The 14,221-nt window shown below is 71.1% G+C and carries 14 protein-coding genes; 8 read left to right on the top strand and 6 right to left on the bottom strand.

The annotated features are described in order from the left end of the window. Positions 1-128 precede the first annotated feature (128 nt). Positions 129-1,055: a DMT family transporter gene (locus ACFFBG_RS03430; protein ID WP_375475594.1), complete on the bottom strand. Its 927-nt coding sequence runs from the start codon at positions 1,053-1,055 to the stop codon at positions 129-131. Positions 1,056-1,265: 210 nt separating this feature from the next. Between ACFFBG_RS03430 and ligD the strand changes: the two genes are divergently transcribed. Then, a complete protein-coding gene (gene ligD, locus ACFFBG_RS03435; RefSeq protein ID WP_375475596.1) occupies positions 1,266-2,333 on the top strand; it encodes a non-homologous end-joining DNA ligase in 1,068 nt (355 codons plus the stop codon). A 131-nt stretch (positions 2,334-2,464) separates the two neighbouring features. Here ligD and ACFFBG_RS03440 read toward each other — a convergent pair whose 3' ends face one another. Then, positions 2,465-2,959, bottom strand: a complete 495-nt coding sequence (locus tag ACFFBG_RS03440; RefSeq protein ID WP_375475598.1) for a MarR family winged helix-turn-helix transcriptional regulator — start codon at positions 2,957-2,959, stop codon at positions 2,465-2,467. Positions 2,960-3,060: 101 nt separating this feature from the next. Here ACFFBG_RS03440 and ACFFBG_RS03445 point away from each other — a divergent pair, with 101 nt between their 5' ends. Continuing rightward, entirely contained in the window at positions 3,061-3,639 is a 579-nt protein-coding gene (locus ACFFBG_RS03445; RefSeq protein ID WP_375476251.1) for an NADPH-dependent F420 reductase, read from the top strand. Positions 3,640-3,762: 123 nt separating this feature from the next. After that, positions 3,763-4,668: a dioxygenase gene (locus tag ACFFBG_RS03450; protein ID WP_375475600.1), complete on the top strand. Its 906-nt coding sequence runs from the start codon at positions 3,763-3,765 to the stop codon at positions 4,666-4,668. An 82-nt stretch (positions 4,669-4,750) separates the two neighbouring features. On the opposite strand, the gene ACFFBG_RS03455 is transcribed toward ACFFBG_RS03450, so the two are convergent. Next, positions 4,751-5,665, bottom strand: coding sequence for a LysR family transcriptional regulator (locus tag ACFFBG_RS03455; protein WP_375475602.1), 915 nt, complete (start codon positions 5,663-5,665; stop codon positions 4,751-4,753). Between the two features lie 117 nt (positions 5,666-5,782). Here ACFFBG_RS03455 and ACFFBG_RS03460 point away from each other — a divergent pair, with 117 nt between their 5' ends. From ACFFBG_RS03460 to katG, 4 genes are all read left to right on the top strand, one after another. Then, positions 5,783-6,604: an inositol monophosphatase family protein gene (locus ACFFBG_RS03460; protein ID WP_375475604.1), complete on the top strand. Its 822-nt coding sequence runs from the start codon at positions 5,783-5,785 to the stop codon at positions 6,602-6,604. A gap of 21 nt (positions 6,605-6,625) precedes the next feature. Continuing rightward, positions 6,626-7,243, top strand: coding sequence for an NAD(P)-dependent oxidoreductase (locus ACFFBG_RS03465; RefSeq protein ID WP_375475605.1), 618 nt, complete (start codon positions 6,626-6,628; stop codon positions 7,241-7,243). 136 nt (positions 7,244-7,379) lie between these two features. Next, positions 7,380-7,832, top strand: a complete 453-nt coding sequence (locus ACFFBG_RS03470) for a Fur family transcriptional regulator (RefSeq protein WP_375475607.1) — start codon at positions 7,380-7,382, stop codon at positions 7,830-7,832. Positions 7,833-7,905: 73 nt separating this feature from the next. Beyond that, positions 7,906-10,086 (top strand): catalase/peroxidase HPI, encoded by a 2,181-nt coding sequence (katG, locus tag ACFFBG_RS03475; RefSeq protein WP_375475609.1) that lies wholly within the window; start codon positions 7,906-7,908, stop codon positions 10,084-10,086. 73 nt (positions 10,087-10,159) lie between these two features. On the opposite strand, the gene ACFFBG_RS03480 is transcribed toward katG, so the two are convergent. Both ACFFBG_RS03480 and ACFFBG_RS03485 read right to left on the bottom strand, forming a co-directional pair. After that, a complete protein-coding gene (locus tag ACFFBG_RS03480) occupies positions 10,160-11,317 on the bottom strand; it encodes an NAD(P)/FAD-dependent oxidoreductase (RefSeq protein ID WP_375475611.1) in 1,158 nt (385 codons plus the stop codon). Between the two features lie 47 nt (positions 11,318-11,364). Further along, positions 11,365-11,853: a winged helix-turn-helix transcriptional regulator gene (locus ACFFBG_RS03485; protein WP_375475613.1), complete on the bottom strand. Its 489-nt coding sequence runs from the start codon at positions 11,851-11,853 to the stop codon at positions 11,365-11,367. A gap of 52 nt (positions 11,854-11,905) precedes the next feature. Between ACFFBG_RS03485 and ACFFBG_RS03490 the strand changes: the two genes are divergently transcribed. After that, on the top strand, positions 11,906-13,345 hold the full coding sequence (locus ACFFBG_RS03490) for a DHA2 family efflux MFS transporter permease subunit (RefSeq protein WP_375475615.1): 1,440 nt from the start codon (positions 11,906-11,908) through the stop codon (positions 13,343-13,345). A 6-nt stretch (positions 13,346-13,351) separates the two neighbouring features. On the opposite strand, the gene ACFFBG_RS03495 is transcribed toward ACFFBG_RS03490, so the two are convergent. Then, entirely contained in the window at positions 13,352-14,185 is an 834-nt protein-coding gene (locus tag ACFFBG_RS03495) for an EamA family transporter (protein ID WP_375475617.1), read from the bottom strand. Between the last annotated feature and the right edge of the window lie 36 nt (positions 14,186-14,221).

Consider the following 14,221-nt stretch of genomic DNA (forward strand, 5'->3'; position numbering starts at 1 on the left):
CCGCCGGTCGCGCCGCCTTCTTGACGATGTCAGTTCGGTGGTGCGTTAGGCGTTCAGTGGTGCGATTCAACGCGCCATCGAACGCCTAACGCACCACTCAACGACGGCGCCGGGCCGCACTGGCAGGCTCAGGCGGCGCGGCGGGCGGCGGCCTGCTCCGCGCGGGTCGCGGCGAGCAGGTCGTAGCGCTCGGCGACACCCGGAAGGTGGTGGCCGGCCAGGCTCGGCGAGCGGCCGATCAGCACCACGCCGCCGACCATCGCCACCACGCAGATCGCCTCGACCGCGAGCCCGGCCACGCTGACGGACATGACGTCGCCGAGCAACGTCACGCCGAGCAGGATGCCAGCCAGCGGCTCGGCGGCGGCGATCGGCGGCAGCGACGCGTCCAACCGCGCGGCCTTGAAGGCACTCTGCGAGAGCAGCAGGCTCAGCACGGCGGCGCCGACGACGACGTACAGCCAGGGGCTGTAGAGCACGGCCGCCGCGCCATGCCGGTCGGCGGCGGTCAGCGCGGCGCGGGTGCCGGCGTCCTGCAGACCGAGCAGCAGGCCGGCGCCAAGCGCGAGGAGGACCGACTCGGCGACGAGGCCGCGGCGCCTGCCGACCGCCACCAACACCGCCACGACGCCGACGACTGAGCCGACCGCCAGCACGAGGACGCCCAACGACGGCTCGGGCGCCGCGGTGCTGCGCGGGCGGGCCACCGCGATGAACACGCCGAGCGCGGCGGACAGCAGCACCGTGCCGGCGATCTCCTGCCAGCACATGCGCCGCCGGGACAGCAGGTTCGCGAAACCGAGTGCGAACAGCAGGCTGGTGGACAGCAGCGGCTCGACGAGCGCGACGCTGGCCAGCCGCAACGCCAGCCCGGCCAACACCTCGCCGACGATCATCGCGCCGATGCCGGCCCACCAGGCCGGGCGGCGCATCAGGCCGGCCAGCAGCCGAAAGGACAATAGATTCGCCAGCTCGGCGGTGGCGGCCACCCGCTGCTGCAGCACATATCCCAGCCCGAGCAGCATGGCCGCGGCGACCCCGACGACGAAGACCACGAGGGTCAGCGTCCAACTGCTACGGGCGATTTTGCGGGCATTGGTCGAGTATCAGCGATCTTGTCGGGCCGCCTGGGTCGACGGACGGGCTCTTCGGAAGCTCCTACTGCTTCTCAAGCTACCCACGGTGTGCCGCTTTCGACCGAGAGTGACCGCGCGCGATCTCCGAGCTTCCTCAGCCGCACGCGGCGGCCGCGCTACCGTGCGGGCATGCCGGCGCCGAGTGTGGAGGTCGAGGTCGGGCCGCACCGGGTGCGGATCAGCAATCCGGACCGCGTCTACTTCGCCACCCGGGGCGAGACGAAACTCGACCTCGTCAACTACTACCTCTCGGTCGGCGACGGCATCGTGCGCGCGCTACGCGAGCGGCCGTGCATGCTGCACCGCTATCCGGAGGGGACCGACGGCCAGAAGATCTACCAGAAGCGGCTGCCGAAAGGCGCGCCCGAATGGGTCGAGACCGTCCAGGTCCGCTTCCCGTCCGGGCGCACTGCGGACGAGCTGTGCGTGACCGAGCTGGCGGCGGTGGCGTGGGCGGTGCAGATGTCGACGGTGGAGTTCCACCCGTGGCACTCGCGGCGCGCGGACACCGAGCACCCGGACGAATGGCGCATCGACCTCGACCCCGGGCCGGGGGCCGACCTGGAGTCCTGCAAGTCGGTGGCCGGCGTCGTGCACGAGGTGCTGGACGAGCTCGGCGCGGTCGGCTGGCCGAAGACGTCGGGCTCGAAGGGCATCCACGTCTACGTGCGGATCGAGCCACGGTTCGGCTTCCGCGAGGTGCGGCGCGCGGCGCTGGCGTTCGCGCGCGAGGTGGAACGGCGCGCGCCCGATCTGGTGACGACGGCCTGGTGGAAGGAGGAACGCGGCGACGGCAAGGTGTTCCTCGACTACAACCAGAACGCACGGGATAGGACGATCGCGGCGGCGTACTCGGTGCGCGGTAAGCCGTGGGGTCCGGTGTCCGCGCCCCTGACGTGGGACGAGCTGCCGGACGTCGAGATGAGCGACTTCACGATCGCGACCATGCCTGCGCGGTTCGCGCGGCTGGGCGACCTGCATGCCGGGATCGACGACGCGGTGTTCGCCTTGGAGTCGCTGCTGGAGTGGGCCGAGCGCGATGAGACCGATCGCGGCCTGGGCGACGCGCCGTACCCGCCGAATTTCCCGAAGCAGGAGGGCGAGCCGCCGCGGGTGCAGCCGTCGCGGATGAACAAGGCCAACTGGGGCGGTGACGGTCACCGCGTCGGGGACGTCGAACCCCAGCAACTCGAGTGAGTCCGCCCAGATCGCCGAATTCGCGCGCAGCTTGTCACTCCGAGATGCCGGCTGAGGACACCGGCGGAGCTGGTCCTGGCCACGCGGCCGGGGTCGTACGGATCTCATTGGCCCTGGTCGGCCGGGCGGGCTCACTCGGCGTCGTACCGGTGATAGGTCGGCGTCATCTTCTCGTCAGGATCGAGCCGACCCAGGATGGCCTCGGTGATCGCGGTCAGTTGCCGGATCTGTCGCGGCGAGAGGGCGGCGATCACGTGCTCGCGGACATTGGCGACGTGGCCGGGCGCCGCGCGCACGACCGTCTTCCGTCCCGCAGGCGTGAGCCGGACGTTGGTCGCCCGAGTGTCTTCCGGACAGGGAAAGCGCTCCAGCAAATCTCGGTGCTCGAGGCGGCTCACGACATGGGAAAGCCGAGACAGGGTCGCGTTGGTCTGCGCGGCCAGCGCCGTCATCCGCAGAGTGGCCCGAGGCGCCTCTGACAACATCGCCATCGCGTAGTACTCGAAGTGCGTCAGGTCCGCGTCACGCCGAAGCTGACCGTCAAGCACCCCGGGAAGAAGCTCGACGAGGGCGGCCAGGCGTACCCACGCGGCCCGTTCCTCTTGAGTCAGCCACTCGGTGTCCACGGCCGCATTCTGCCAGGGAGCAGTTGAAGCTTCAAGTGTTTTGCGCTAACGTAATGGTTGAAGCAACAATCAAACCCTTTCCGCTCGACGAGGAGCACGGCATGACGCACATCAGCATCATCGGAACCGGCAACATGGGCCGGGCCATCGCGGGCCTCGCCCGCAAGGGCGGCAACACGGTCGAGGAATTCAACAACGAATCCCGTGCCGACGAGGTGGTTACGGGCGACATCGTGGTCCTCGCGGTGCCCTATCCGGCGGTGGCCGACGTGATCGCCAAGCGCGCCGACCAGCTCGCGCGCAAGATCGTCGTCGACATCACGAATCCGCTGGACTTCGAGACGTTCGACTCCCTCACGGTTGCGGCCGATGGCTCTGCCGCCGCCGAGATCGCGGCCGCGCTGCCGCAATCGCGGGTGCTGAAGGCGTTCAACACCACGTTCGCCGCCACTCTCGCCTCAGGATCCGTTGGGCCGGTGCCGACGACGGTGCTCATCGCCGGCGACGACGCGGAAGCCAAAGCGCTCCTGTCCGACGTTGTCGCAGCCGGCGGCCTCAAGGCCATCGACGCTGGCGCGCTCAGCCGGGCTCGTGAGCTGGAGGCGCTTGGCTTCCTGCAGCTCACCCTGGCGGTCGGCGAGAAGGTCTCCTGGACGGGCGGTTTCGGCGTCCTCGCCTAGTCAGCTCAGCACAGGCTGTCGGCGGGCGCGGACAGGCAGCCGTCCGCGCCGCGCCAGCCCACATTCAACCGCGCACCGCGCTCGGCAAACCCAGCCGAGAAGCCGTCTTTCGAGGAGGCAGACATGTCAACACCGCGAAGCTCGTCGACCACCGCGGTTGCGGACAGCCGTATCCCCGCTCAGCATCCATTCGCCGCGCACTTGGGCCGAGCGGCCGCGGCTGAGCGCGCCGCAGCCCATCGCGCGTGGCACTCCGACGATGGCCCGCTGCCGAGCCTCTACATCAGCCACGGCGCCCCCATGCTGTTCGAGATGGCCGACTGGATGACCGAGCTCCACGCGTGGGCTCGCGCACTGCCGAAGCCGAAAGCGATCCTCATCGTCTCGGCCCACTGGGAAGCCGCGCCGCTGAGCATCAGCAGCAGCCGACCCGCCGAACTGGTCTACGACTTCGGCGGCTTCGACCCGATGTACTTCGCCATGCGCTACGACACGCCAGCGGCCACCGAACTCGCCGAGCAGGTCGCCAAGCTCATGCCGCACAGCGAGCCAGTCCACGAACACCGGACGCGCGGCCTGGACCACGGCGCCTGGGTGCCGCTGAAGATCATGTATCCAGACGCTGACATTCCGGTGCTCCAGCTCAGCCTGCCCACCCACGATCCCGCTCGATTGGTCGACCTGGGACGCCGTCTTCGCGGGTTGCGCGAGGCGGGGGTGCTGGTGATCGGCTCGGGCTATATGACACATGGCTTGCCGTATCTCGACTGGCGTCGACCGGACAACGTCCCAGGCTGGTCTTCTGACTTCGACTCCTGGGCTGCAGACGCGCTCTCTCGCGGAGACGTCGACGAACTCGCCGGATTTCGCACGAACGCTCCCGGCATGCCGTACGCGCACCCCACCGTCGAGCACTTCACGCCGCTGTTCGTGACGCTCGGCGCGGCCACCGACCCCGCAGCGGTGCCGGCCACCGCCATCGGCGGCTTCGCCATCGGGCTGTCCAAGCGCTCGCTCCAGGCTGCCTGAACAACCGGCCGTTCAACGTAGGCCCGGGTCACGGACGAGGCGCTCACCGATCTCGGCTGAGTCCGGCCCCTTCGATGACCCTCTACGGCGAAGGGGCGCGGGCGCCGGCTTGGCCGAAGGTTTGCCGGACGAGCGCGCGCAGCCATTGGTGGGCGGGGTCGGTGTTGTAGCGCTGGTGCCAGGCGCTGATCGCGACCAGCGGCGGCAGCCTCACGGGCACTCGTCTGGTCTGCAGTCCGAGCCCCGCCATCAGCGGCGTCGCCGTCTCGGCGGCGATGGTCGTGATCGCGTCGCTGGCGTGGACGATGAGCAGCGCCGCGGCGATGGTGGGAACTGCCGCGATGACCCGGCGCCGGTGTCCCTGGGCGCGGAGGGCGTCGTCGACGTGATCGTGCAGGCGTCCTCGACGAGTCACGACGACGTGCTCGGCGGCGGCGTATCTCCTGGTCGTGAGACGTCCGCTGAGCAAAGGATGATTCGCTCGCAGCACGACCTGGAGCTGGCCGGCGCCGAGGACTTCGTGGCGTATTTCTGGTCGGGTCGGCTCGCTGGCCCCAAGTTCGAGATCGACCCGTCCCTGTCGCAGGTCGCTGGTGTCGGCAGGCCCTTCGGCCAGGAACCGCAGCACGACGCCGGGGGCGTCGCGGGGGAGGGCCTGCAGCAGTGCCGGCGCCATCGAGGTGATCAGCGCGTCGTGACCTTGAATGGTGAAGGTGCGCTGCAGCGTCGCAAGATCGAGTCGGTGGTCCGGGCTGAGGACGGCCTCGGCGTCGCGCACGAGCAGGTGCACCTGCTCGCGGACCGTCATCGCGTAGGGCGTCGCAGTCATGGTCCGCCCCGTGCGGACCAGGATCTGATCGCCGGTCAGCGCGCGGATCCGGCCCAACGTCCGGCTCATGGCCGGCTGCGACAGGTAGAGCCGGTCCGCGGCGCCCGTGACGCTGCCCTCTTCGAGAAGGGCGTCCAACGCCGTCAGCAGGTTCAGGTCCAGATGCATACAGGTAATAGTACGGGTGCAAAGAATGCATTGGCGGTCAGGCCAGGTGGTCCTTATCGTTCGACAGACAGGACTCGCCGGGGGAGCCGGTGTGTCACCGAACGAGAGGAACAACTGATGTCTGACGAGTACGCCGCCGTGCTGCCCGAGGTGGTCGCTGCGGTGCACGCCGCCGGCGACCGGCTGCGCGAAGAGTTCGCCAGCACGCGAGCGCCGCTGACCCGCGATGGTGTCTATGACGCCATCCACCGCATCGACCAGAAGTCGCTGGCGGTGTTACGTCCACGGTTGGCGCAGGCTCGGCCCGGCGCCGGGTGGGTCGAGGACGAACTCGATGACGGCCCGCTGCCCGCGGGCGAGTGGTGGGTGATTGATCCCGCGGAGGGCGCGATCAATCACGTCCAGGGCATCCGAGAATGGGCCACGAGCGCCACCCTGGTTCGGGACAACGAGCCCGTCCTCACCGTGGTGTACGTCCCGCTCGAGGACGCGACCTACACCGCGACACGCGGCCACGGCGCCTTTCACAACGGCACGCGCCTGCGCGTCTCCGCCAAGACCGAGTTCCGGGCCGCGCTGGTCGGCACCGGGCAGGCCAGCCCCCGGGAGAGCACCGAGACCTTCGAGCTGATCGGGCGCACCCTTGCCGCGATGATGGGCGCCGCCGGCCTGACGCGATCCGCAGTGCCCTCGACCCTGCAACTCATCCACGTCGCCGCCGCTCGGATGGACCTCTTCTGGCAACACAGCGCCGTCCGCTCCGGATTGCTCGCCGGGGCCCTGCTCGTGCAGGAGGCCGGCGGAACGGTCACCGCGATCGACGGCCAGCCGTGGTCGCTGCACAGCCGTGATTTTCTGGCCGCGGCGCCCGGGGTTCACGAGGCCGCCGTCGACCTGCTCATGACCTCACTCGCCGACTCGCCCATGCCGGCGCGCTGAGCCGGCAGGTGAGGGATTCTCATGCGTATCGCCGTCCTCGGCGCCTCCGGCGCCACCGGCCACCAACTTGCCAGGCAAGCCTACGAACGCGGGCACAGCGTCACCGCCATCGCCCGCGACCCTGACCGGATCGACCTCCCGAACGATCAGCGAATCACCCGGATCGCCGCCGACGTGCACGACCACGACTCGATCGCCCGCGCAATCGCCGGCGCCGACGTCGTCGTCTCCGGCCTCGGCCGCCGCAAAGGCGATCAGAGCAGCACCTTGCTCGCCGGCGCGCGTGCGCTGACCGCCCGGCCGGGCGCGCGGGTGATCTGGCTCGGCGCCTACGGCACCGGGAGTTCCGCCCAGGCCGCCGGCCTGCTCACGCGTTCGCTGCTCGGGCTCGTCCTGAAAGCCGAACTGGCCGACAAGACCGCGGCCGACCAGGCCGTCCTGGCCGCGAACGGCACCGTCTTCCACGCCGCCCGGCTCACCGACGGCCCCCTGGTCCCGCATCGGCGCGTCCCGCTGGCAGACGCGCCGAAACGGATCGTCCCTCGAGCGATCAGCCGCGCGACCGTCGCCGCAGCCATGCTCGACGAAGCCGAGACGCCCACCGGCGCCGCCCAACTCCTCATCCCGCTCAGCAGCTGAAGTCCAGGCGCGGATTCGCTTCTCCTGGTTCCGTGACGTCCATTTCGAGGCCGCCAGCGAACGCCACCGAACCAGGAGAAGGGACGGGCGCCAGGCTTAACTTGATTCGATCCAGAAAAGGGACAAGGATGGGGACGTGCCCACAATCGCCGACGCCGAGCGCATGCTCCGCGACGCCGAGCTCCGGGTCACCCGTCCTCGCTTGGCGGTCCTGACCGCCGTCCACGAGCGCCCGCACGCCGACACCGAGGCGATCATCGGCCTCGTCCGCGCGGAGATCGGCGAGGTCTCCCATCAGGCGGTGTATGACGTGCTGCGCGCCCTCACCGCCGCCGGGCTGGTGCGGCGCATCGTGCCGGCCGGCTCGGTCGCCCGCTACGAGGCGCGGGTGGGCGACAACCACCACCACGTCGTGTGCCGCTCGTGCGGCGTCATCGCCGACGTCGACTGCGCCGTCGGCGCCACGCCCTGCCTGACCGCCGAGGACGACCACGGCTTCGTGATCGACGAGGCCGAGGTCGTCTATTGGGGCGTCTGCGCCAGCTGCTCGGCTGACTCGACCACAGCCCCGACCCCAACCCGTTCCTGAAACCGAACCGTCCGCAAACCCCGAAGGGAATTCACCAGTGTCCGAGCATCATCCTGACGCAGTCGTCCGCGAGATGAACGAGCCGGAGGCGAGCGACGAGGCCAAGTGCCCGGTCGCCCACGGCCGTCGCCCCTACCCGGTCGAGGGCGGCAGCAACCGCGACTGGTGGCCCAACCAGCTGAACCTCAAGATCCTGCGCAAGCACGCGGCGGCCGCCAACCCGCTGGACGCCGACTTCGACTACGCCGCGGCGTTCCAGACCCTCGACCTCTCGGCAGTCAAGGCCGACCTCGAGCAGGTGCTGACGACCTCGAAGCCCTGGTGGCCGGCCGACTTCGGCCACTACGGCGGCCTGTTCATCCGGATGGCGTGGCACAGCGCCGGCACCTACCGCATCGACGACGGCCGCGGGGGAGCGGGCGCGGGCATGCAGCGCTTCGCGCCGCTCAACAGCTGGCCGGACAACGGCAACCTCGACAAGGCCCGCCGCCTGCTCTGGCCGGTCAAGAAGAAGTACGGCAACGCGCTGTCCTGGGCCGACCTGATCGTGCTGGCCGGCAACGTCGCGCTCGAGTCGATGGGCTTCGAGACCTTCGGCTACGCCGGCGGCCGGGCCGACGTGTTCGAGCCGGACGAGGACGTTTACTGGGGCCCGGAGGAGACCTGGCTCGGCGATGACCGCTACACCGGCGACCGCGAGCTCGAGCAGCCCCTGGGCGCCGTCCAGATGGGCCTGATCTACGTCAACCCCGAGGGCCCGAACGCCAACCCCGACCCGCTCGCCTCCGCCCGCGACATCCGCGAGACGTTCGCCCGGATGGCGATGAACGACGAGGAGACCGTCGCGCTGATCGCCGGCGGCCACACCTTCGGCAAGACGCACGGCGCAGGTGATCCCGACCAGTTCGTCGGACCGGAGCCCGAGGGCGCGCCAATCGAGCAGCTCGGCTTCGGCTGGAAGCAAGGCCTGCGCACCGGCGCCCTCGGCGACGTCATCACCAGCGGTCTCGAGGTCACTTGGACCTCGACGCCGACGCAGTGGAGCAACGGCTACTTCGACAACCTGTTCGGCTTCGAGTGGGAGCTGGAGCAGAGCCCGGCCGGCGCCAACCAGTGGGTGGCTAAGGACGCCGAGGCCACCATCCCCGACCCGGACGGCACCCCGAACAAGCGCAAGCCGACGATGCTCACCACTGACCTCGCGCTGCGTTTCGACCCGATCTACGAGCCGATCTCCCGCCGCTTCCACGAGAACCCGGCCGAGTTCGCCGACGCGTTCGCGCGCGCCTGGTACAAGCTGACGCACCGCGACATGGGCCCGATCCAGCGCTACCTCGGCCCGGAGGTGCCGCAGGAGGAACTGCTCTGGCAGGACCCGATCCCGGCCGCCCCCGGCGAGCTGGGCGACGCCGACATCGCCACGCTCAAGCAGCAGATCGCGGACTCCGGCCTGACCGTGTCGCAGCTGGTGTCGACGGCGTGGGCCGCGGCCTCGTCGTTCCGCATCAGCGACAAGCGCGGCGGCGCGAACGGCGGGCGCATCCGGCTCCAGCCGCAGAGCGGTTGGGAGGTCAACCAGCCCGACGAGCTGGCCACTGTCATCCGCACTCTCGAGGGCATCGCGCAGTCGTCGGCCACGCCCGTCTCGTTCGCGGACGTCGTCGTGCTGGCCGGCGCCGTGGGCGTCGAGCAGGCGGCGAGGGCCGCCGGTGTCGAGGTCACCGTGCCGTTCACCCCGGGCCGCGGCGACGCGACCCAGGAGCAGACCGACACCGAGTCGTTCGCCGCTCTCGAGCCCAGGGCCGACGGTTTCCGCAACTGGCCAGGCAAGGGCAACCGGCTGCCGGCCGAGTACCTGCTCGTCGACCGCGCCAACCTGCTCAACCTCAGCGCTCCCGAGATGACCGTGCTCGTCGGCGGCCTGCGGGTCCTGGGCGCCAATACCGGCGGCTCCAAGCACGGCGTGCTCACCGACCGGGTCGGCGCGCTGACCACCGACTTCTTCGTGAACCTGCTCGACATGGAGGTCCAGTGGTCGTCGGTCGGCGACGAGTCGGACAGCTTCGAGGGCAAGGACTCTTCAGGCGCCGTGAAGTGGACGGGCACCCGCGCCGATCTGGTGTTCGGCTCGAACTCCGAGCTGCGCGCCGTCGCCGAGGTCTACGCCCAGGACGACGCCAAGGAGAAGTTCGTGCGCGACTTCGTCGCCGCGTGGGACAAGGTGATGAACCTGGACCGCTACGACGTCGCGTGATCGCCGCCGAGCGGCCGGCTTCGTGCCGGCCGCTCGGCGCGCGTTAGATCCAGCGGCTCGACTGGGGGCGCCGTCACCACGGCGCGCCGGCCTGAACGAGCTGCTGGCCGCGCTCGTAGTCCTCGTCGTGGTCGACGGTGAGCACGCCGACGACCACGCCGTCTTTGCCGTGCCAGACGGTGAACGCGCCGTTCGGGTCGGCGTCGACCCGGACGTCGTCGAACCCGTCGCTCCAGGCGCAATACTTCAAGGTACGGTCGCCGATGGTCGACCAGAAGCCCGGCGGCTCGCTCCAGCGCCCGTCGTCGCCGGCTGCGTTGCGCCCGGCTATTTCGCCCATCGTCATCGCGTCGCCCCAGTGCTCGACCGAAATGGCCCGGCCGGCGCTCGCGTTGTCGGCGTGCGCGACATCGCCGGCGGCGAACACACGGTCGCCGGTCGTGCGCATCGACGCGTCCACCCGCACGCGGCCGCGCTCGATCGCCAGGCCTGCGGCGACCGCCAGCTGAGCCTGCGGCCGCACGCCGGTCGCGAACAGCACGAGGTCGGCGCCGAGCGAGCGGCCGGTGTCGGTGCGCACCTCCGCAGCGGACAGCTGCGCGACGCGCTCGCCGGTGATCAACGTGACGCCCGCGGCGCGCAGCCACAGCGCGATGCGCTCGGCCGCCCAGTCGCCGAGCCGCGCCTGGTGCGGACGCTGCTCGCTGGTGAGCAGCGTGACGTCGAGGCCCCGGGCGGCGAGCGACGCCGCCGCCTCGCAGCCGATGAACCCCGAGCCGGCCACCACCACGCGATCCGCGGTCTCGGCGGCTTTGCGCAGCGCGTCGGCGTCGCGCAGCGAGCGCAGGACCATCGCCCGTGGCTCGTCCGCGCCGGGGATCGGCGGACGGATCGGGACTGAGCCGGTGGCGAGCACGCACGCCGCGTAGGGCAGTCGGCGGCCGTCGTCGAGCGTGGCCGCGCGCTCGGCGACGAGCAGCTCGGCGACGCGCCGGCCAAGCAGCAGCTCGATGTCCCGCTCGGCGTAGAAGCCGTCGTCGTGCAGCGCGGTCGAGGCGGCGTCCACCTCGCCGCGCAGGAAGTCCTTCGACAGCGGCGGACGGTTGTAGGGCGGGTCGATGTCGGCGCTGACGATCCGGACCGGGCCGGCGCCCCCGTGCTCGCGATAGGCCTCGGCGGCCGAGACGCCGGCCGGCCCGCTGCCGATCACCAGCAGCCCGTCGACAGTCACCACCTGATTGTGGCGCCGCTGCCGAACGCCTCGGCGCGCCCCGGGGGTCAGCGGCGGCGCGCGGACGCGAGCGACAGCTCGTTCAACGGTATGTCATGGCCCTGCTCGCAGCGGACGGCGACGTGCGCCTCGGCGCCGCACTCCGCGTGGCCGAGCCGCAGCGGGCCGCGGCCGCCGGGGGACAGGTACTTCGAGCCCCACTCGAAGAGCCCGAGCACGGCCGGCAGCAAGTCGCGGCCCATGTCGGTCAACCGGTACTCGTGCCGGGTGCGCTGGCCAGGATCCTGGTAGGGCTCGCGGCGCAGCAACCCCGCCGCCGTCAGTTCCCGCAGCCGGGCGGCGGCGACGGTTTCGGTGACGCCGACGCGCTCGGCGAAGTCGTCGAAGCGGGTGGTGCCGTAGAACGCCTCGCGCATGATCAGCATCGCCGACCGGGTGCCGATCACCTCGAGGGCCTTGCCGACCGGGCAGCGGTCGGCGCGCCACGCCGAGCGGTTCGCCAGGGCGCCTTCGAGGATGGCCGTGTCGTCCGTCATAGGCTCCAACCTAGCTTGCGTCACCCATAGTCAGCCAGTTAGCTTGCTGACTATGGCCAATCCAAGTCAGCGCCCGGGCGTGGTCCTTGCGGTGCTCTCGCTCGCCGCGTTCATGGCGAGCCTGGACGTGTTCATCGTCAACGTCGCGTTCGACGCCATCGGCGCCGATTTCCCCGGCAGCACGCTGTCGCAGCTGTCCTGGGTGCTCAACGGCTACGCGATCGTCTACGCCGCGCTGCTCGTCCCGGCCGGGCGGATCGCCGACCGATACGGACGCAAGGGCGGATTCCTGATCGGTCTGGCGGTCTTCACCGCCGCCAGCGCCGCATGCGCGGCCAGCGAAGGCATCTGGTGGCTCGTCGGCTTCCGCGTGCTGCAGGCCGCCGGCGCCGCCCTGCTGACCCCGGCGAGCCTGGGCCTCGTCATCGCGGCGGCGCCGCCCGAGCACCGGGCCCGCGCAGTCCGCGTCTGGGCGGCCACGGGCGCGCTCGCCGCAGCGCTGGGCCCCGCGGTCGGCGGCGTGCTCGTCGAGGCGTCCTGGCGCTGGGTGTTCCTGGTCAACGTGCCGATCGGGGTCGTCGCGCTCCTCGCCGCGGCCGCATGGGTGCCGAGATCCCGCGACGAGTCGGTCACCAAGATCCCGGACGTGCGCGGCGCGCTGCTGCTGGCGGTGGCGATCGGCGCGCTCACCCTCGCCCTGGTCGAGGGCCCATCGTGGGGCTGGGGGAGCGGACGCCTCGGCCTCGCCTGGGCGGTCGCCGCCGCGGGCCTGGTCGGCTTCGTGCTCAGCTCGCGGCGGCACGACGCGCCGATCATCGAGCCGGCCCTGCTCCGGGTGCGCGCGTTCGCCTGGTCGAACGCCACGGCGCTGCTGTTCGCGGTGCCGTTCGCGGCGGCGCTGCTGACCAACATCTTGTGGATGCAGCAGGTGTGGCACTACTCCGCCATCCGCACCGGGTTCGCGATCGCGCCGGGGCCGCTGATGGTGCCGGTGTTCGCGGCCATCGCCCACCGTCTTGCCACGCGCATCCCCATCGGCTGGATCGTGGCCGCAGGCTGCGTGCTCGTCGGCGCGGGCGGAGTCACCACGTCGCTGCTGGTCGGGGCGACCCCGAACTACGCGGGCAGCGTGCTTCCCGGCTGGCTGATCGGCGGCGTCGGGGTCGGGCTGGCGCTGCCCGCCATCCTGTCCTCCGCCACCGCGGACCTCCCGCCGGCGCGCGCGGCCACCGGCAGCGCGATCGTCAACATGAACCGGCAGATCGGCACCGCGCTCGGCGTCAGCGTCGTCATCGCGGTGTTGGGCACGCCGATCGGCTACGCCGCCGCGCATGCGGCGTTCCAACACACCTGGTGGACGGCGGCCGGCGTCGCGATCCTGGCCGCCGTCGCCGCGCCGGCGATGACCCCGAGGGCGCCCCTCACCGGCGGCCAGGCCGCCGAGGTCGCGCAACCGCCGGCAACGGCGAGAATGGCCTCGCCTCACCGTTGAGCGCGCTCAGACGGTGATGAGCACGATCGCGCCAGCCGCCAGCGCCAGGCCCGCCTGCTGAGTGCGGCTCACGTGCTCGCGCAGCACGGTGACCGCGAGCAGCACGGTGGTCGCCGGGTAGAGCGAGGTCAGCACGCTCGCGATCGACAGCAGCCCGTGTCGCGACGCGAGCAGGAAAAACAGGTTGGCCAGCGCGTCGCACGTCCCGGCAAGGACGACGATGCCCAGCACGCGCCCGCGGATCGACTCGATCGCGCCGCGCGCCTTCGCCAGCGGCACGATGATCAGCGCGGACGCGTAGCGCGAGAAGACGAGGGGCCACAGCCCGGTGTCGTGGCCCGCGCGGGCGAGGAAGACGAAGTACAGCCCGAAGCCCAACCCGGACAGGAAGGCCAGCGCCAACAAGCGCGGGCTCATCCGCCCGCGCGGCGCGTCCTCGGCGCTGCGGCTCACCAGGACGACCGCCAGCAGCCCGAGAGCGATGCCCGTCCAGGCCAACACGTGCGGCCGCTCGCCGATCGCCACGCCGACCACCACCGGCACGATGGCGGCGAGCACGGCCGTCACCGGCGAGACGACGTTGATCGGCGCCACCGTCATCAGGCTGTACATGAGCAGCACGCCGAGCACGCCGGCCAAGCCGCCGAGCACGCCGAACCCGGCCGCCCGCCCGGTCAGCGCTCCTGGGAAGAACGGCAGCATCGCGGTCATCAGCACGGCGCCGACCGGATAGCTGACCAGCAGGATCGTGATCGCCCCGCGCCGTCGGGAGGCGATGCCGCCGGTAAAGTCGCCGATCCCGTACAGCACGGCGGCCACCAGACCCAGCACGACAGTCACGATCGGCACACGCTAGCGGGCGCGCTGTCGTCGGCC

This window comes from uncultured Jatrophihabitans sp. (assembly GCF_964251945.1).
Classification (GTDB): Bacteria; Actinomycetota; Actinomycetes; order Mycobacteriales; family Jatrophihabitantaceae; genus Jatrophihabitans.